Here is an 18221-nt window from a genome sequence, read left to right as displayed (position 1 = left end):
GACCGAGGCTGCGCCAACGCACCCGACGACGACCACCGATACGACGACGGCAGATCACACGTACCACCAGGCGGCGGCGTGGTGGTCGGCGGCGGCGTGGTAGCCGGCGGCGGGGTGGAACCGCCAGTTAGCCGGAACTGCTGGTTGGTTTGTCCGTGGCAGTCGTAGAGCTGGACCTGGGCTCCGTTGCTGGTGCTCCAGACGTCGAGGCAGCGGTTGGATTGGACGCCGCTGATGGTGCCGTTGGAGTTCAGGTTCCACTGCTGGTTGGTCTGCCCGTGGCAGCTGTAGATCTGGACGGCGGCGCCGTTGCCGGAGCCGGCGGCGTCGAGGCACATGTCACCGTAGACGCGGAGCTGCTTGTTCTCGGTGTACGTCCAGGTCTGGTTGGCTTGCCCGTGGCAGTCGTAGAGCTGGACGCGGGTGCCGTTGTCGCGGGAGGAGTTGGGCACGTCGATGCACCGGTTGGACTGGCTACCGACGATCTGACCGCCGGACCCGGTGGGCGGCGGAGTGGTCGGAGTGGGGCCAGGAGTCGTCGGCGTCGGCCCGGGGGTGGCGCTGTTCAGCGCTTCCAGGGTGGCGTTGTACGCCTGCTTCTTGTTGCCGTTGCACTCGAAGAGCAGCGGGGTGCCGCCGGAGCGCCACGAGTCGCAGTCCCGCACGCCCCACACCGTGATGCCGTTGCAGCGCGGAACCGCGAGGCAGTCGTTGACGACGCTGCGGAAGGTGTTCGCCTGCTGGGTGCCGGAACCCTCGATGTCCAACTCGGTGATCTGCACGTCGACGCCGAGGGCGGCGAAGCTGGACAGCGTGGTGCGGTAGTTGCTGTTGTACGGCGACTGCGCGTTGAAGTGCGACTGGAACCCGACGCAGTCGATCGGCACGCCACGCTGCTTGAAGTCCTGTACCATCCGGTACACCGCCTGGGTCTTGGCCCAGGTCCAGTTGTCGGTGTTGTAGTCGTTGTAGCAGAGCTTCGCGTCCGGGTCGGCCGCACGGGCGGCCCGGAACGCGGCCTCGATCCAGTCGCTGCCGGTGCGCTCGAGGTTCGAGTTACGCCGGGCGCCGCTGTTGCCGTCCTCGAACGCCTCGTTCACCACGTCCCACGAGTCGATCTTGCCCCGGTAGTAGGACGCGACCCGGGTGACGTGGTTGAGCATCGCGTTACGCAGCGGCTGGCCCGACATGTTCCGCATCCACTCGGGCTGCTGCGAGTGCCAGGCCAGGGTGTGACCCCGGACCTTCCAGCCCCGGGAGAGAGCGTGGTTGACGATCCGGTCCGCGTTGCCGAACGTGAAGTTGCCCTGCTGCGGTTCGGTCGCGTCGATCTTCATTTCGTTCTCGGGCGTGACGCTGTTGAACTCGCGGTTCAGGATCGTCGTGTACGTGCCGTCGTTCAGCTTGTTCGCCGCAACCGCGGCGCCGAAGTACCGCCCGGACTGGTTCGCGGCCGCAGCGAGGGTCGACTCGGCGGCCTGGGCGAGAGTGGGCAGCATGGACACGGTGAGAACGGCAACTATCGCGCCGGTTCCGGAGGCGAAGAGCGCTCGGAGGCGACGTCTTGGGGGACGGGTTCGGGAGATCATGTGACCCTCCACATGGGGACGAGAATCTCGGTGGTTGTTTCGGAAAAGGGCTGACCGCCCGGAGGGCGGCAACCCACGAGGGTTGGCTCTGCCGACCCAGCCGGAAGCCCTGTCGGACCCGACGAGTCGGTTAGACCAGCTTGACCAGTAGGTGGAGGTGCGGTGTGTGAGCCGGTCGTCCGCCGGAAGACGGTTGCGGGCGGTGGGCTCCCAGGTGGTGAAGACGGTCAGCTGGCACGTGGGGGTAGGCTGATGGTCGAGTCAGGCGCCTCCAGGAGCTGAAAGAGCATGTTAGCGATCACATCGATCGATGCCTTTCAGGCTTGCAGAAGACTCCCGGGTTTTCAACGGTAGTTTCGGGCATCGACCGATAGTTTTTCGGTCGATGCTCGGTGTCATGGAACCCGCCACGCCCGGTGACGCGGGTCGCCGCGCCCACCTCGCTGGTCGGCGGCGCTGCCGACTAGCCTGCCTGCTCATGGATGCCGACGACCGCCTCGAACTGGCCGTCGACCCTGCCCGACCGAACGGGCGAACGCTGCTGGCCGGGGGCGTCGAGCAGTCGTACGTGGACATCGTCGATCCCACCTACCTGCACTTCGAGTACGTCCGGCGGATGGCCGCCGTCGTCGACCTCGCCGCGCCGGCCGGCGAGCCGCTGGACGTCCTGCATCTCGGCGGCGGCGCGCTGACGCTGCCGCGCTATGTCGCCGCGACCAGGCCCGGATCGGCGCAGCTCGTGGTGGAACGGGACCCGGCCGTGGTGGAGCTGGTGGAGCAGGCCCTCCCGCCACGACCGGACGGTGTCGAGATCGACGTCGCCGACGCCCGGGAGGCGGTCCGCGCCGCCCCCGCCGAGGCGTACGACCTGGTGCTCGCCGACATCTACCGGGCGGCCCGGATGCCGCCCCACGTGGCTGCCCTCGGCTTCGTGACCGAGGTCGCCCGGGTGCTGCGACCCGGCGGTCTCTACCTGGTCAACGTCGCCGACCTGCCGCCGCTGGTCACCACCCGGGTGCAGGCGGCCACCCTGCGGACGGTCTTCGCCGATGTGTGCGTCGTCGCCGACCGGAGGATGCTGCGTGGCCGGCGGTACGGCAACGTCGTGCTGGCCGCAGCACCCCGTCCGCAGCGACTACCGGTGGCACGACTGGTGGTGCGGGCACTACGTGATCCGGTGCCGGGTGGCGTGCTGCACGGGCCGGCGCTGGACACGTTCATCGCCGGTGCCCGGCCGGCCACCGACGCCGAGCACTGAACCCTAGTCCCGGCAGGACCGCCAGCAGCGGTGACTAGGGCGCGCGACTGCGGGTATCCGGTGGGCATGGCGCGGTACACGAAGCCTGAGCTGCGGGAACAGCTCAAGGAAGAGATCAAGGCGTCCGATCGGGGCGGCCGTCCGGGGCAGTGGTCCGCGCGTAAGTCGCAACTGCTCACCAAGGAGTACCAGAAGCGCGGTGGCGGCTATCAGGGGCCGAAGGACGAGCGCCAGAAGTCCCTACAGCAGTGGGGCGACCAGAAGTGGCGGACCCGCAAGGGTGGTACCCGGGCGCGACACGACGGAGAGACCGACCGCTACCTGCCTGACCAGGCATGGCGGCAGCTCTCCCCGGAACAGCGGCAGGCGACCGACGTCAAGAAGCGGAAGGCGTCGAAGTCCGGCAAGCAGTACGTCGCAAACACCGGCCCGGCCAAGCGTGCGCGCCGCAACGCCGTGGCGTCCGTGTCGCTGACGGACCTGCCGGTCGCCGAGGCGGTCCGCAGAGTCCGGGACCTCGACACCCGTCAGCTCCGGGCGGCACTACGCGCGGAGAGCGCGGGCAAGGACCGCAAGACCCTCATCCGCCGCCTGCGGTCGGCACTCGACCGCCGGGCGTAGGGATCACCAGCGCGGGTAGCCGTGGGCGTGGCTGCGATCTCCGACTATGCGCTGCTCGGTGACTGTCAGGGTGCGGCACTGGTCTCCTCGGACGGGTCCGTGGACTGGTGGTGTCCGCCCAGATTCGACGCGCCGAGCGTCTTCGCCCGGCTGCTCGGCACGGCCGGTGGCTACTGGACGATCCGGCCCTCCGGGCCGTACACGACCACCCGTCAGTACGTCGACGGGACGATGGTGCTGCGTACCGACTTCCACTCGCAGGACGGGGTGCTGCGGCTGACCGACGCCCTCAGCCTCGGTTTCGGAGAACGCGGCCATGGCATCGGCTTCACCTCCCCGCATGTACTGCTACGGCAGGTCGAGGTGGTCGCCGGCACGGTGGACGTGGTGGTCGAAATCGCGGCCCGCCCGGAATACGGGCTGATCACACCCACGGTCGCCGAAACGCCGGTGGGGATCGAGATATCCGGAGGTGCCGACCGGTTGGTGCTGACCAGCGATCGTGAGCTCACCCTCGACGGTCCGACGGTGACTGGACGGTTCGCTCTCGATCAGGGCGAGAGCGCGGTGTTCGCGCTGCACCACCGACGGTCCGCCGACCCGCAGATCGTTCCGTTGGACGGCCGCGCCGCACTACGCGAGACCATCGCCGGCTGGCAGTCCTGGGAACAGCTCCACCAGAGCTATCACGGGCCCTACCGGGCGCAGGTCCGCCGCAGTGCCCTGGTTCTGCAGGCCCTGACCTACCAACCGACCGGCGCGGTGATCGCGGCAGCCACCACCTCGCTGCCGGAGAAGGTCGGCGGTGTGGCGAACTGGGACTACCGGTTCGCCTGGCTCCGCGACGGCAGCTTCACCCTCAAGGCGCTGTGGGTCGCCGCCTGTCCAGACGAGGCACGCCGGTTCTTCGACTGGCTAGCCGCGTCAGTGGGGTCGGTGCACCCGGAGGAGCATCTGCCGATCATGTTCGGCGCCGGCGGTGAGCGTGACCTGACCGAGCACACCATGCCGCACCTGGAGGGCTATCGCGCCAGCCAACCGGTGCGGGTCGGCAACGACGCCTGGCGACAGAAGCAGCTCGACGTTCCCGGGGAGGTGCTTGAGTGCGCCTGGGTCCTGCGGGACCAGGTGACGGACCTGTCGCCCGCCGTCGCGGGTCTCCTGCGGTCCCTGGCGGACCGGGCCGCTGATACCTGGCGGCAGCCCGACGCCGGCGTCTGGGAAGGGCGCGATGGCGAACGGCACTACCTCACCTCGAAGATGATGTGCTGGGTGGCGCTGGACCGGGCAGTCAAGCTGGCGTCGGCGCTCGACGCCGCCGAGCAGGTCCCGCGATGGTCGAAGGCCCGCGACGAGCTCCGTGCGGCCATCCTCAACGAGGGTTGGCACGCGTCGAGCGAGGCTTTCACCGGCGCGTTCGGGTCCGACCATCTCGACGCCGGCGTGCTCGGAATGCCGCTCCTCGGGTTCCTGCCCGGTGACGACGACCGGGTCCTCGCCACCGTACGGGCCATCGAGCGTGACCTGAGCCGGGACGGTCTCGTGCAACGTTGGACGGGGTCGGGTGACGAGGGAGCCTTCGTTGCCTGCTCGTACTGGCTGGCCGAGGCGCTGGCCTTGGGTGGACAGCTCGATGCGGCCAAACAGATCTTCGACAGCGTCACTTCCCGGATGAACGACGTCGGCCTGTTGTCCGAGGAGATCGACCGTCGCGACGGCAGCCAGATCGGCAACTTCCCGCAGGCGCTGTCCCACATCAGCCTCATCAACGCGGCATGGGTCATCGATCAGGTTGAGACTGAGCGCCGCCCGTCGAGCAGGACGGCTTAGCGTCCGAGGCGGACCTGCGCCCGGTGGTGAGGCAGTCTGGTGAGGTGAACGCGCAGGAGCCCGCCGACGACGTCCGCATCCCCCGGGCCCAGGTCGGTTCCAGCCCGCAACATCTGCTGACGACCCTGCTCGGTGAGTATCTCGACTCCTCGGCGGCCGATCTGCCGTCGGCGGCGGTCATCGCGATCCTGCGCGAGTTCGGGATCAGTGAGTCCAGTGCTCGTGCGGCGTTGTCCCGGCTGGTCAAGCGGGGACTCATCGCGACGCGGGGTAACGAGCGCCCGCCGGTCTATCACCTCACCGCCCAGGCGATCGCCAAGCACCGCTCCCGGATGCAGCACTTCCTGAACTTCGGTGCCCGTTCGCCGCAGTGGACCGGCGACTGGGTGATGGCGTCCTTCTCCATTCCGAGTTCCGGGCAGGCGGCCCGGCATGCCGTACGCCGGTCGTTGAGTGCGCTGAGGTTCGTCGGTCTGTACGACAGCGTGTGGATCCGGCCGGGCTCCGATACCTCGGCGGTCAAGAAGACCCTTGACGAGTTGCTGCATCGGGTCGAGGGCGCGCGGTGGTCGATCATGCGTGTCCGCTTCGATGAGGAGTCCGGACCCCACGGCCCGGCCGCCGCGTACGACCTGGACGCGCTCGCCGCCGACTACTCGGCCTTCATCGAGCGGTACGCCGGGCTGCGGGTGGCCGCCCGCAACGGCGAGGTGGACGCGGCCAGGGCGTTGGTTGCCCGGACCTCCGCCATGGACTCCTGGCGCAAGTTTCCGGACACGGATCCGGACCTGCCGCACCACCTGCTGCCGCAGCCGTGGCCCCGGCAGCAGGCCAGGGAGACATTCCTTGAAATCCACTCCGCGCTCGGCGCGCTCGCGCAGTCGCGGCTGATCGAGGTGGCGACTCCGTACTGGCCGGACGCGGCCTCGTGGATCACGTACTTCCAGGCGTCGAACGATCCCTCCCGGCCCGAGCCGACCGGCGGAAAGCGTGGACGCTCGTCGATCACCGACTGACCACCGTGGATGGTCGAGTCGTCGGCCGAATCATTGACACTTTTCGTTGCGGGAGTGATAGTAACTGCACATAGCTCCCGCCGGACGTTTGTGGGGACCGTGGCCGGGCGGTCCACGCGCCCGCATCGGATCGACCTGTCGGCCAGCGCTGGCCACGTCGGTCAGGGCGCGGTTGAACAGACACCACCACCACCACCACCACCGCAGGGAGTGCCGTCCCGACATCCGCTGGAGGGTGAATGAGTAGGAGAGCGAAGGTCTGCGCGGGACTGGTGGCCGCGATCGTCCCGGCCACCGCCGTGATCGTGGCGCTCGGCGCGACCCCCGCCGGTGCCGCGATCGGCGGATCCGGTCCCTACCCCGCCGACTACGAGACCTCGGCCAGCCTGGCCAACCACACCATCTTCCGACCAGAGACCCTTCCGGCCGAGCGCCTACCCATCCTCGTCTGGGGTAACGGCGGTTGCTCGGCCAACGGCCTGTCGCAGGGCAACTTCCTCCGGGAGATCGCCTCGCACGGCTTCCTCGCCATCGCCAACGGGGCCCCGAACGGCTCCGGCTCCACCAACGCCCAGATGCTCACCCAGTCCATCGACTGGGCTGTCGCGGAGAACTCCCGGCAGGGCAGTAAGTACTACGGCAAACTCGACACGTCCAAGATCGCCGTCGCCGGCTTCTCCTGCGGCGGGTTGGAGGCGTACGCGGTCTCCAACGATCCACGCGTCACCACGACCGGCATCTTCAGCAGCGGTCTGTTGAACGACGCCGACGACTACCAGCTCCACCGGCTGACCAAGCCGATCGCCTACTTCATCGGCGGGCCCAGCGACATCGCCTACCCGAACGCCATGGACGACTGGGGCAAGCTGCCGGCCGGGCTGCCAGCTTTCATGGGCAACCTCAACGTCGGGCACGGCGGCACCTACGACCAGCCCAACGGCGGCGAGTTCGGTCGCGTGGCGGTGCTCTACCTCAAGTGGCGGCTCAAGGGCGACATCGCCGCCGGGACCACCTTCGTCGGCCCTGACTGTGGCCTGTGCCGCACCCAGTGGAGCGTCCAGCAGAAGAACCTGACGCTCGACGGCGACCCGCCGCCCACTACTCCACCGCCCACCACGCCGCCACCCACCACTCCGCCGCCGACGACGCCGCCGCCCGGCAACGGAGGCTGTACCGCGACCTACACGGTGCAGGACCAGTGGAACGAGGGCTTCGTCGCCAACGTCAATGTCACCGCCGGAAGCAACTCGCTCACCGGCTGGCGGGTGACCCTCAACCTGCCGAGCGGAGCGTCGGTCAGCTCGATGTGGAACGGCGTCGCCAGCGGCACCAGCGGCACCATCACCGTCGTCAACCAGAGCTACAACGGGCAACTGGGGGCCGGGCAGACCACCAACTTCGGATTCCAGGGCGCCGGAAACGGCAGCGGAGCCACCGTTTCCTGCACCGGAAGCTGAACCTGATCGGAGCCGGGCACCTCGGCGGGTCGGCGCGCCACGCGCCGGCCCGCCGACGGCGCGCGCCGTGCCCGCCGCCCGCCGGGTGACGGACCGCCGGCTCCGCTCGTCGGTCGCGTCCGATTTCAGGGCAGCCAGCCGGGGCGGACCAGGCCGGCCTCGTACGCGAACACCACCAACTGGGCGCGATCGCGGGCACCGAGCTTGATCATCGCCCGGGACACGTGCGTTTTGGCCGTGGCCGGACTGACCACCAGCCGCGCGGCGATCTCGTCGTTGGACAGCCCGGTGCCGACCAGGGCGACCACCTCGCGTTCCCGCTCGGTCAACTCGGCCAGCCGTGCGGGTGCGGCAGGTCTGGCGGTGTTGGCGGCGAACTGCTCTATCACCCGCCGGGTGACACTCGGCGACAGCAGCCCGTCTCCGGCGGCCACCACCCGTACGCCCTGGAGCAACTCGGCCGGTTGGGTGTTCTTCACCAGGAACCCGGCGGCACCGGCGCGCAGCGCCTCGCCGACGTACTCGTCCAGCTCGAAGGTGGTGAGCACGACGATCCGTACCCCGGCCAGCTCCGGATCGGCGGCGATCTGCCGGGTGGCGGCCAGCCCGTCGACGCCGGGCATCCGGATGTCCATCAGGACCACGTCCGGAACGGTCTGCCGGGCCAGCCGGACGGCCTGCGCGCCGTCACCGGCCTCGCCGACGACGGTGATGTCCGGCTCGGCATCCAGTAACGCGCGAAATCCGGCCCGGACCAACACCTGATCGTCGACGAGCAGTACCCGGATCACGATGTCGCCTCCCGCGTCTGGTCGCCGCCCAACGGCAGGACGGCCCGCACCCGCCAGCCGCCGCTGCCGTCCGGTGCCGGGCCGGTGGTCAGCTCACCACCCAGTGCCGCAGCGCGCTCCCGCATCCCGGTGATGCCGTTGCCGGCGCGAGTCGGCCGCGGATGCCGTACGCCGCCACCATCGTCGTCGATCTCGACCACCAGTGCCTCCGGCTGGTACCGGATGGTGACGCTGGCGGCGGCACCCGGTCCGGCGTGTCGGCGGATGTTGGTCAGCGCCTCCTGCACGATCCGGTACGCGGCCCGGTCCACGGCGGCGGGCAGCGGCCGGGCCGGGCCGTCGACCACGGTCCGGGTCGGCAGCGCGGCGGCCTCGGTCAGTTCGGCGAGTCGTTTCAGCCCGGGGGTGGGTGCTCGCGGCGCGGCCTCGCCGGTCGGGTAGAGAGTGTTGAGCACCGTCTGGACCTCCCGCAGCGCCTCCGCACTGGACTGCGCGATCGCGTCGAGTGCCGCCCGCGCCTGCTCCGGGTCGCGGTCCATCAGGTGCAGCCCGACGCCGGCCCGCACGTTGATCAACGATAGGTGGTGACCGAGCACGTCATGCAGCTCGGCGGCGATCAGCAGCCGTTGCTCGCTGGCTCGACGGCGCTGCCGCTCCTCGGACAGTCGGCGTCGCTCCGCCGCGGCGTCGTGGATCCTACCGGCGATCAAGGCACCGACCTCGGTGACCAGGACGGCACCGACCACGAGCGCCAGCGCCACCAGCGCCTGGCGCGCCGTCGCGTCGCTGACCACCACCCAACCGGCGTACGCCCCGGCGGCCGTCGTCACCACCAGCCACCGGTGACCGGCGGCGATGACCGCCGCAGCGGCGATCATCGGTGCCGGCAACGTCACCCCGACCGGCCGGTCCAGCAGGTGGTACGCCAGGGTCGCGGCGACCACGATCAGGAAGTTCCGTCGCGGAGAACGGTGCCGGTCGGCCAGTGCCAACCCGCTGAACACGAGCAGCGCGTACCCGATGAAGCCGACGCCGGTGTGCTGCCAGCCGGCGATGACGGCCGTGCCGACCGGCTGACCGAGCGCGGTGAGCACCGCCAGGCCGGGGCCGGGCCGCGATGTCGCCCGTTCGCTGGTCGATGCCGGTCCGGCATCGGGGCTCGACCCGCTCATGCCGGCACTGTAGGCCGGTCGACGTCGATCGTGGCACCCCGGACGGAGGCGATTCGGCGTACGCCCGGTGGCGTAGCCGGGCCGTCGCGCTGCCGCCTGGGGAGTAGTGGCGGTGCCGCCGCCGTGCCGACGCCTCCACCGGGTCCCGGCCGACATGCTCGGTCGCAGCGCATCGACATCCGACGGCGAGGAGAATCCGATGAAGGCGATCGTGCAGCACCGGTACGGGCCCCCTGACGTGCTGCGGCTGCGTGAGGTCGACACCCCGACACCCGGCGACGACGAGGTGCTGGTCCGGGTGAGGGCGAGTTCGGTCAACGCGTACGACTGGCACGCCGTGCGCGGTGACCCGTACCTGGCCCGGCTGTCGTTCGGGCTCCGTCGGCCCGCCGCGATGGTCCGGGGCCAGGACTTCGCCGGCCAGGTCGAAGCGGTCGGCCGCGCGGTGACCCGGTTCAGCCCCGGTGACGAGGTGTACGGCGAGGCCGGTCCGGCTGGTGGCGCGTTCGCCGAGTACCTCTGCGTGGCCGAGAACCTGGTCGAGATAAAACCGGCGAACCTGAGCTTCGAGCAGGCCGCCGCCGTCCCGCTGGCCGGTACCACCGCCCTGGTCTGCCTGCGCGACGCCGCCGGACTCCGGGCCGGGCAGCACGTCCTGATCAACGGGGCGTCCGGCGGGGTCGGCACCTTCGCCGTCCAGTTGGCCAAGGCGTACGGCGCGCAGGTGACCGCGGTGTGCCGGACCCGCAACGTCGACCTGGTCCGTTCCCTCGGCGCCGATCATGTCGTCGACTACACGAGGGAGGACTTCACCCGTACCGGCTGCCGCTATGACGTGCTGCTCGATCTGGTCGGCAACCGGTCGTTGAGCGATCTTCGACGGGTCCTCACCCCGGACGGGTCGCTCCTGTTGTCCGGGGGAGGCGTGTTCAGCGGCGGCAGCGTCTTCGGGCCGATGGGCCTGTTGCTCCGCGGACCGATCGTGGCGCGTTTCGTCAGGCACCGCATCGTCGCGCCGTCCGCGAGGGCGGGCCGGGGGCACCTCGTCACGCTGCGGGAGATGGCTGAGTCCGGCAGGCTCACGCCGGTCATCGACCGGACCTACCGACTGGGCGAGGTGCCGGAGGCGATCCGGTACGTCGAGACCGAGCACGCCCGCGCCAAGGTCGTGGTCACCGTGTGAGCGCATCCATCGCCACCGGCGCGGACGGTCGCACAATTCACGGTGATACAGGACTCGTTTCACCGCCGAACGGCGATGATGCTGCAACGATGCAAGATGTGGGAACCGTGAAGACTACGACGCCGGCCATTTCGCCCCTCTCCGGCGAGCCGATCAAGCCCGCGGATGCGGAGCGGCTCGCGGGGGTGCTGAAGGCATTCGCCGACCCGGCTCGGTTGCGACTGCTCAGTCTGATCCAGTCGTCTCCCGACGGGGAGGCTTCGGTGAGTGACCTCACCGCTCCGCTCGGGCTCTCGCAGCCGACCGTGAGCCATCACCTGCGCATCCTCACCGAGGCTGGCCTGCTCGAGCGGGACAAGCGCGGTGTGTGGGCGTACTACCGGCTGGTGCCGTCCGCCATTGCCGCGATTGCCGACTTGTTGACGCCGCCGCGTAAGAGGGCCGCGAAGAGGAATCGCTGAGCGATATCGGCGAGAGCCGCGATTCCCGTCGATCATCGATTGTCCCGGTGGCATCGGTACGACAGGAGTTTCGGTCGCATGCCGTTTCATAGCTGATCACGTCACCCGATCCGGCGAGTAGCCGTTCGGATAGCGAACCCGACTTCATCGAGCGATGGCTGCCTACTCGGCCATCGCTCGACGTGTTTGCGCTCGTCATCGGGAGGGCGTTGCCACAATGTGGACGATTCTCCCAAGCCCCATTGACCTTCATCTATAGTCGCCGATGTGTTCAGGCGCGCGTTCCGTCCATCGCGCGCGTTCCGTCCAACCCACCGGAGTCAGGACAGAGCCATGAAACGCATCCCGCTGAGAGCCATTCTCCCCACCGGGCTCGCGGTCGCACTGATCGTCGGTCCGCTGGGGGCACCAGCCACCGCAGAGGCGACGGTACCCATCACACTGACCGGCGCAAGTGCGACCAGTCCCAGCGCCGACGTCAACATCGCCGGGCGCGCCGTGACGATCACCGCGCCAGGCACGTACGAGATCAGCGGCACCCTCAACGACGGTTACGTCAACGTCGACACCGCTGCCTCAGGCGAGGTGAACCTGATCCTCAATGGTGCCACCATCTCCAACTCGACCAATGCGCCCTTGCAGGTCAGCGACGCCGACGAGGTGGTGATCACGCTCGCCGCCGGCACCACCAGCCGACTCTCCGACGCGACGAACTACGTCTACCCGGACCCGAGCACCGACGAGCCGGACGCCGCCCTGTTCAGCAAGTCGGACCTGCGGATCAACGGATCCGGCGCGTTGGTCGTGCGAGGCAACGCGTACGACGGCATCGTCAGCAAGGACGGCCTGGTCATCGAGTCGGGCACGATCACGGTGAATGCCGTGGACGACGGCATCCGGGGCAAGGACTTTCTCGACATCAACGGCGGCACCATCGACGTGACCGCTGGCGGCGACGGCATCAAGTCCACCGACAGCGATGTCGACCGGGGACGGCTCACCATCACCAACGGCTCCGTCCGGGTGAACGCGGGTGACGACGCGATCAAGGGTGAGAACACCGTCACCATCTCCGGCGGCACCGTCACTGTCACCAACTCCTACGAGGGGATCGAGAGCCGGCAGATCACCATCAGCGGCGGCACCGTCGACGTCACCGCCAGCGACGACGCGATCAACGCCGTCGAGGACGGGTACGGCGACTTCGACGTGGCGCCGAACGCGTTCATCCGGTTCACCGGCGGGACCACCCTGGTCAACTCCAGCATCGACGGCATCGACTCCAACGGCACGGTGACCTTCGCCGGCGGAACGGTCGTGGTCAGTGGGCCGAGCACCGGCAGCCCCGGTGAGGGCGCGATCGACTCGAACGGCCCGGTGTACTTCAACGGCGGCACGGTCCTCGGAGCGGGATCGACCTCGATGGCGGTGCTGAGCCTGCCGCCGACCACCGGTCAGGGTTGGGTCGCTCCGCAACTGTCCAGTGGCCAACCGGCCGGCACCCTGCTCCACCTGGTCTCCGGCGGTCAGGTGCTGGTCTCCTACCGAGCCCCCAAGAACTTCCGGGAGGTGGTCTTCTCCTCGAACCGGATCCAGCACGGGCAGACCTACGAGGTCTACCTGGGAGGCAGCCTCACCGGCACGACCATCGGCGGCATGGCCACCACCGGCGGCAGCATCGCGGGTGCCACCCGGCTGATGACCGTCGTCGCTGGGGAGTACCGTGGCGGTCTGGTCGGCTGGCCGCCCGGCGGTCCGGGTTGGCCGCCCGGCGGCCCTGGATGGCCGCCGAGCCCCACCACCCCGCCGCCGAACCCCACCACGCCCCCGCCGAACCCGACGACTCCGCCGCCCGGAGCGGGTGGCTGCACGGCGACCTACAGCGTCGTCAACGAGTGGCAGGGCGGGTTCCAGGGTGAGGTACGGGTCAGCGCTGGCTCGTCCCCGATCAGCGGTTGGCGGGTGACCTGGACCTTCGCCAACGGCCAGACGATCAGCCAGTCGTGGAACGCGACCATCACCGCCAGCGGTTCGACGGTGACGGCGACGAACGTCTCCTTCAACGGTTCCCTCGGTGCCGGAGCCAGCACCACCTTCGGATTCCTCGGCAACTGGAACGGCAGCAACGCCGTCCCGACGCTGACCTGCACCGCGACCTGATCGGATTTTCGTCAACCGAGCGGGAGCCCGACACCGGTCGGTGTCGGGCTCCCGGCGGTCGGCTGCTTAGCGGACCCGTAGCTGCTGGTGGACGGCGGCGGTGGGCGCGTAGTCCCGGTCACCGGAGTAGGCGACGTGGACCGGATACCCTCCGGTCGCCAGCCCGGCGGTCGGCAGGCTGACGACCGCCTCGCCGCCGGCCAGCGGAACCACTCGCGTGGTGCCGCCGAAGGTGACGGCGATCTCGCCGGTCACCGTCGGTGCCTTCTTGTGCTGGGTCTGCGCCCGCAGATCGACGTGCAACTCGAAGGTGCCACCCTGGACGATCGACGCCGGTGTGGCCTTGGCCTTGACCACGGTCCTGGCCGTGCCCGGGGGTGCCAGGGTGACCTGGGCCGAGCTCGCCTTGGTCGGGTCGACCACGGACGTGGCCACGACGGTGAGCGACGACGCGGTCTCGTCGGCGGCCACCGAGAGCAGGCCGTCCGCAGAGATGGTGGTGTCCGCCGAGGACGCGCCCTGGACCGACCACGTCACCGCGGGGCTCACCCCCTCGTTGGTGGTCACCGTGGCGTTGAACTGCCTGACCCAGTTCCAGCCCTGCGTCAGGTTGTCGGTGGCGGGCGTCACCGTCACGGTGTCGACTCCCGACCACAGGTGGTCCCGGGCGAAGATCGTGAACAGCTGGCTCGCCGTCATCCCGTCGTGCGCGCCGGGAACCTGGGTGGTCGCGGCGTCGTACCCCCGAGCCCTGAAGTTGTCCGCGATGGCGTTCTGGGCGTTGAGGTTGCCCTCGAACACACCGTTGCCGAGGAACACGAAGAGGTTGTTCTCCCCGACCGCCGCCGCGACGTTGTCGTAGTCCTGGGCAGTCAGCGACGGGTTACCGGAGAAGTGTCCGTAGAACGCGAAGGTGGTGGGGTAGCCCCTGATGACGTGGGCACCGGTCATTCCGCCGTAGGAGAACCCGGCGTAGGCGCGACCATCCCGCTCGGTCGAGACGTTGTACCTCTCCTCGATGAGCGGAAGGATCGTCTGGACCAGGTTGTTGGCGGCGTTGGTCTGGTTGTACGAGCCGAAGCCGAGGCTGGTGCCGGTGAAGTGGTTCCCCATGGTGACCACCACGGTCGGCTCGATCTCACCCTTGGCGATCATGTTGTCCAGGATGTTGGGGACGTTCGCCGGGACCATGAAGTCGGTCTCGTCGCCGAAGATGCCGTGGGCGAGGTACGCCACCTTGTACGGCTGTTCGCGCTCGGCGTCATAGCCGGCCGGCAGATAGACCCCGAGGTAGTGGCCACTGTCGCCGAGGATCGTGGTGTACGGGATGTAGGTGACGGTGCCCCGCTTCTCGGGATCCGCGATCGGGAGTTCGTACTCCGCACGTTCCTTGAGCACCGGATCGTTCTGCTTCTCGTCGTACGGCACGTACACGGCATCGAGCACGTCGTTGTTCCTGACCCGGAACGACGACTCGCCGGGCGGCCGGGGGTTCGTCGAGGCGGGATCCCAGATCCGCTTGTTCTCCCAGCCCTGGGTGGGGTCCCACACCCGGTACCAGTAGCTGATGCTCCCGGCGTGCAGCGGGAGTGAGACCGACCAGTACCCCTCCGAGTCCTTCGTCATGTCCCTGGTGAACTCGGTACCTCCCGCGTGGTACCGGCCCGGCTGCCACTCTTCTGGCTGGTACCGGGTGTTGCCGGTGGCGAGGTCGAGCAGGGTCAGGTCACCGGCGAGGCGGACCTGTGTCGCGTTGGGGTTGTGGTAGACGAACGTGACGGTGTAACCGGTCGGTGAGCCACGATCCGCCTTGACGGTCGCACCCGCCACGATCCCGTGCGCGTCGGCGACTGCGGCTGGCGGGGCGATGGTGGCGCTGGCACCCGCGCCGAGGGACATGATCGTGAGTAACGAGATCGCGCGGCTGAGCCTGCGCTTCCCGATCGTTCTTCTCATCTGGGGTACTCCTCTGTGGTCTCGCGGGGCGCACGGGGGATCCGGTCCGATCCGGACGCGACGAACCTCCTTCCGTCCACGCTTCGCGGTGTCCGTCGTGGACGGCCGGCCGGTGAAGTGGAAGCTAAATCGAATTAGCAGGCGTAGTGTGTCCTGGCTCACCCTTGGTGTCAAGGGTGTCGTGGATCGGCGACGGGTCCGCCTGGTCGCGGAGTCCGGAGTCGGCCGACTGTCGATCGAGGGCGCGTGTTCGGGTTCGCGGGGTGGTCCGGGCGGTGGCGGCATGCCGATCAAGAAACGACGATCGAAGTAAAGTTCGACAACTGATATCAATAGACGATCATTGATACATAATCCGATTGGTGTGATACTGCTGGAAGCGCTCCCAAACTCGTCCCGGTGAGCGTTTTCAGAAATGGAGGATGCACCGTGCGATCACACCATCCCCACCGATCCGGCCGGCGATCCCGGCCAGCCCTCCGGGCGCTGATCCTGGCGCTGACCATGGTGGTTGGCATGCTGCCCTGGGCGGGCGCTGCCCAGGCCCACGGCACCGTCATCAACCCTGCCACCCGCGCTTACCAGTGCTGGCAGAACTGGGGCCACCGGCACATGGACCCGGCGATGCAAACGCAGGATCCGATGTGCTATCGGGCCTTCCAGGCCAACCCCGACACCATGTGGAACTGGATGAGCCAACTGCGGGACGGCCTTGGCGGGCAGTACCAGGCCCGCACGCCGGACGGGCAGCTCTGCAGCAACGCCCTTTCCAGGAACGACGCCCTGAACCAGCCGGGGGCCTGGAAGGCGACCACCGTGAGCCGCAACTTCACGCTCCAGTTCTACGACCAGGCCAGCCACGGCGCTGACTTCTTCCGGGTCTACCTGACCCGGCAAGGGTTCAACGTCAACAACCAGCGCGTCGGCTGGGGCAACATCGACCTGATCACGCAGACCGGCCGGTACGCCCCGACGCAGAACATCTCGTTCAACGTCTCGACCTCCGGGCGCTCCGGACACCACGTCCTCTTCGTGATCTGGAAGGCGTCGCACATGGACCAGACCTACATGTGGTGCAGCGACATCAACATCGTCTGATCCAGCGGCCGGCTGCGGTTCGGCTCCGGCCCGGGCTGGTCTGCCGGGTCGGAGTCGACGCGTCCGAGGACGGGCCTGGCTTGAGCCCGACCTCCTCGTCGCCGCGAGGTAGCCTCTGGTGGGTGCGGATCATCGCGTTCCTGGTCATCCTCGTCGTCGTGCTGGCCGCCGTCCTGCTGGTGTCCGTGGCGGTGACGGGCGGGGCTCGGCGTCGACGTCATGCGGCGCAGATGTCCGCCCGCTGGGTGGTGCGCCACTACTCCATACCCGGCCGTGGACACACCGTCGTCGGTGTCACCCTGATCGACGCGGACGGGCGGATGCACGGTGAACACGTGGTCGCCCGCATCCCGGACGATGCTCCGGACTGGCAGCGCGATTTCCTGGCGGCCCGTCAGGAGGCCGAGGAGCGAGCCTTCCACCTCAACAGTGACCGGCCGTCGATCGAGGGCTGACGGTTCCCGTCGTCGAGATCCCGGCTCCGGTGGTGCGCGGACCCGGTTGACCGCCGCTGCCGCCGCAGCTGCGCCGTCGAGGGCCGACGGTCACCGGCCTGGCCACGGCGGGCGTACCTCTCGCATGGGGCGGCATCGATGTTAACGCCATCATTGGGCGGTCCGTGGCTGCTCGTCCGGAAAGCCCGGCCTGCGGGGTGAGCGGGTTTGACGGGGTGGTCGCATCGCCCGGGTGACCGGGACATCTGTCGGATAAATCCGGCACGTCCCAGTCTCGTGATTCCGAGACATTACGTCTTGACGAACGGCATGTTATCGCCCACAGTCGATGGTCAAGGACGACGATGCCTACGGCTTACCGGGCGAGCCTGCTTCGTCGAGCCGGTGGACCAGGCGTGCGCGGGGACATGCGGACATCCATGTTAACGCTAACAGAAGCGAGCGGGTAACTCGACGACTCCGCTGTCCTCGGGGTAGGCCGGTCGAGTCTCGGTCATTGAAGGAGGAACATGTCTGCCTTTGGTAGGTCGCCATCTCTCATGCCGCCCGCGCGGCCACGTAGATGGCTGCTGCGAGTCGCCGCCGCCGGTGTGACGGCGGTGGTGGCCGGTAGCGCAGCCGCCGTGGCGGTGTCGACACCCGCAGCGGCGGCCACGGTCGACACGAACGCGTGGTACGTGCTGGTCAACCGCAACAGCGGCAAGGTCCTGGACGTTTACAACCTGGCCACGAACGACGGTGCGCGGATCACCCAGTGGTCACGCAACAACGGCAACCAGCAGCAGTGGCAGTTCGTGGACTCCGGTGGTGGCTATTACCGGCTGAAGTCGCGCCTGTCCAACAAGGTGCTGGACGTCTACAACTGGTCGACCGCCAACGGTGCCAGCATCGTGCAGTGGTCCGACCACAACGGGGCGAACCAGCAGTTCCGGCTGGCCGACTCCGCCGGCGGCTACGTCCGGTTCATCAACCGGAACAGCAACAAGGTGCTGGAGGTGCAGGGCGCTTCGACCGCCGACGGCGGCAACATCGTGCAGTACGACGACTGGAACGGCGCGAACCAGCAGTGGCAGCTCGTCCGGGTCGACGGCCAGAACCCGCCCCCCACTACTCCGCCGCCTGGTGGTACGTGTGATCTGCCGTCGTCGTATCGGTGGTCGTCGTCGGGTGCGTT

At 68.7% G+C, this 18221-nt stretch carries 15 protein-coding genes; 11 read left to right on the top strand and 4 right to left on the bottom strand.

The features are described from left to right. Positions 1-1499: endo-1,4-beta-xylanase (locus ACLQ2S_RS26865; protein WP_425703749.1), on the bottom strand; the 1499-nt coding region annotated here is incomplete at its 3' end. Between the two features lie 568 nt (positions 1500-2067). On the opposite strand from ACLQ2S_RS26865, the gene ACLQ2S_RS26860 reads away from it, so the two are divergent. The 5 genes from ACLQ2S_RS26860 (at position 2068) to ACLQ2S_RS26840 (ending at position 7771) form a co-directional block, all read left to right on the top strand. Next, positions 2068-2847 (top strand): spermidine synthase, encoded by a 780-nt coding sequence (locus ACLQ2S_RS26860; RefSeq protein WP_155222147.1) that lies wholly within the window; start codon positions 2068-2070, stop codon positions 2845-2847. Positions 2848-2913: 66 nt separating this feature from the next. Beyond that, positions 2914-3468: a hypothetical protein gene (locus ACLQ2S_RS26855; RefSeq protein WP_155222148.1), complete on the top strand. Its 555-nt coding sequence runs from the start codon at positions 2914-2916 to the stop codon at positions 3466-3468. 27 nt (positions 3469-3495) lie between these two features. Then, positions 3496-5298, top strand: a complete 1803-nt coding sequence (locus ACLQ2S_RS26850) for a glycoside hydrolase family 15 protein (protein ID WP_425703745.1) — start codon at positions 3496-3498, stop codon at positions 5296-5298. 44 nt (positions 5299-5342) lie between these two features. Then, a complete protein-coding gene (locus ACLQ2S_RS26845) occupies positions 5343-6314 on the top strand; it encodes a PaaX family transcriptional regulator C-terminal domain-containing protein (RefSeq protein ID WP_425703743.1) in 972 nt (323 codons plus the stop codon). Positions 6315-6553: 239 nt separating this feature from the next. Then, the gene (locus ACLQ2S_RS26840) at positions 6554-7771 is read left to right on the top strand and encodes a cellulose binding domain-containing protein (RefSeq protein WP_155222150.1); all 1218 of its coding nucleotides are present in this window, start codon (positions 6554-6556) and stop codon (positions 7769-7771) included. A gap of 125 nt (positions 7772-7896) precedes the next feature. Here ACLQ2S_RS26840 and ACLQ2S_RS26835 read toward each other — a convergent pair whose 3' ends face one another. Both ACLQ2S_RS26835 and ACLQ2S_RS26830 read right to left on the bottom strand, forming a co-directional pair. Further along, positions 7897-8562: a response regulator transcription factor gene (locus ACLQ2S_RS26835; protein WP_309223924.1), complete on the bottom strand. Its 666-nt coding sequence runs from the start codon at positions 8560-8562 to the stop codon at positions 7897-7899. After that, positions 8559-9734 carry a sensor histidine kinase gene (locus ACLQ2S_RS26830; RefSeq protein ID WP_425703740.1) on the bottom strand — a complete coding sequence of 392 codons (1176 nt, stop codon included), beginning with the start codon at positions 9732-9734 and terminating at the stop codon, positions 8559-8561. The genes ACLQ2S_RS26835 and ACLQ2S_RS26830 overlap by 4 nt, the downstream gene beginning before the upstream one ends. 199 nt (positions 9735-9933) lie before the next feature. Here ACLQ2S_RS26830 and ACLQ2S_RS26825 point away from each other — a divergent pair, with 199 nt between their 5' ends. The 3 genes from ACLQ2S_RS26825 to ACLQ2S_RS26815 all read left to right on the top strand — a co-directional run bounded on the left by ACLQ2S_RS26825 (position 9934) and on the right by ACLQ2S_RS26815 (position 13538). Beyond that, entirely contained in the window at positions 9934-10917 is a 984-nt protein-coding gene (locus ACLQ2S_RS26825; protein WP_425703738.1) for an NAD(P)-dependent alcohol dehydrogenase, read from the top strand. An 89-nt stretch (positions 10918-11006) separates the two neighbouring features. Beyond that, positions 11007-11378, top strand: coding sequence for an ArsR/SmtB family transcription factor (locus ACLQ2S_RS26820; protein WP_425703747.1), 372 nt, complete (start codon positions 11007-11009; stop codon positions 11376-11378). 333 nt (positions 11379-11711) lie between these two features. Then, on the top strand, positions 11712-13538 hold the full coding sequence (locus ACLQ2S_RS26815) for a carbohydrate-binding domain-containing protein (RefSeq protein WP_155222154.1): 1827 nt from the start codon (positions 11712-11714) through the stop codon (positions 13536-13538). A 66-nt stretch (positions 13539-13604) separates the two neighbouring features. Here the strand turns inward: ACLQ2S_RS26815 and ACLQ2S_RS26810 are convergent, their stop codons facing one another. After that, positions 13605-15494 carry an alpha/beta hydrolase-fold protein gene (locus ACLQ2S_RS26810; RefSeq protein WP_196222656.1) on the bottom strand — a complete coding sequence of 630 codons (1890 nt, stop codon included), beginning with the start codon at positions 15492-15494 and terminating at the stop codon, positions 13605-13607. A 516-nt stretch (positions 15495-16010) separates the two neighbouring features. Between ACLQ2S_RS26810 and ACLQ2S_RS26805 the strand changes: the two genes are divergently transcribed. The 3 genes from ACLQ2S_RS26805 to ACLQ2S_RS26795 all read left to right on the top strand — a co-directional run. Continuing rightward, the gene (locus tag ACLQ2S_RS26805) at positions 16011-16592 is read left to right on the top strand and encodes a lytic polysaccharide monooxygenase auxiliary activity family 9 protein (protein WP_230462979.1); all 582 of its coding nucleotides are present in this window, start codon (positions 16011-16013) and stop codon (positions 16590-16592) included. A 122-nt stretch (positions 16593-16714) separates the two neighbouring features. Continuing rightward, positions 16715-17047 carry a hypothetical protein gene (locus ACLQ2S_RS26800; RefSeq protein ID WP_155222156.1) on the top strand — a complete coding sequence of 111 codons (333 nt, stop codon included), beginning with the start codon at positions 16715-16717 and terminating at the stop codon, positions 17045-17047. A gap of 509 nt (positions 17048-17556) precedes the next feature. Next, positions 17557-18221: RICIN domain-containing protein (locus ACLQ2S_RS26795; protein WP_425703735.1), on the top strand; the 665-nt coding region annotated here is incomplete at its 3' end.

This window comes from Micromonospora sp. DT48 (genome assembly GCF_049844495.1).
Classification (GTDB): domain Bacteria; phylum Actinomycetota; class Actinomycetes; order Mycobacteriales; family Micromonosporaceae; genus Micromonospora.
The sequence above is the reverse complement of the archived record's forward strand: the minus strand, read 5'-3'. Positions and strand labels throughout refer to the sequence as shown.

Coding starts and splice junctions, on each gene's coding strand:
- ACLQ2S_RS26860 (WP_155222147.1), top strand. CDS start 2,068: ATGGATGCCGACGACCGCCTCGAACTGGCCGTCGACCCTGCCCGACCG.
- ACLQ2S_RS26855 (WP_155222148.1), top strand. CDS start 2,914: ATGGCGCGGTACACGAAGCCTGAGCTGCGGGAACAGCTCAAGGAAGAG.
- ACLQ2S_RS26840 (WP_155222150.1), top strand. CDS start 6,554: ATGAGTAGGAGAGCGAAGGTCTGCGCGGGACTGGTGGCCGCGATCGTC.
- ACLQ2S_RS26830 (WP_425703740.1), bottom strand. CDS start 9,734: ATGAGCGGGTCGAGCCCCGATGCCGGACCGGCATCGACCAGCGAACGG.
- ACLQ2S_RS26825 (WP_425703738.1), top strand. CDS start 9,934: ATGAAGGCGATCGTGCAGCACCGGTACGGGCCCCCTGACGTGCTGCGG.
- ACLQ2S_RS26820 (WP_425703747.1), top strand. CDS start 11,007: ATGCAAGATGTGGGAACCGTGAAGACTACGACGCCGGCCATTTCGCCC.
- ACLQ2S_RS26815 (WP_155222154.1), top strand. CDS start 11,712: ATGAAACGCATCCCGCTGAGAGCCATTCTCCCCACCGGGCTCGCGGTC.
- ACLQ2S_RS26810 (WP_196222656.1), bottom strand. CDS start 15,494: ATGAGAAGAACGATCGGGAAGCGCAGGCTCAGCCGCGCGATCTCGTTA.
- ACLQ2S_RS26805 (WP_230462979.1), top strand. CDS start 16,011: ATGCTGCCCTGGGCGGGCGCTGCCCAGGCCCACGGCACCGTCATCAAC.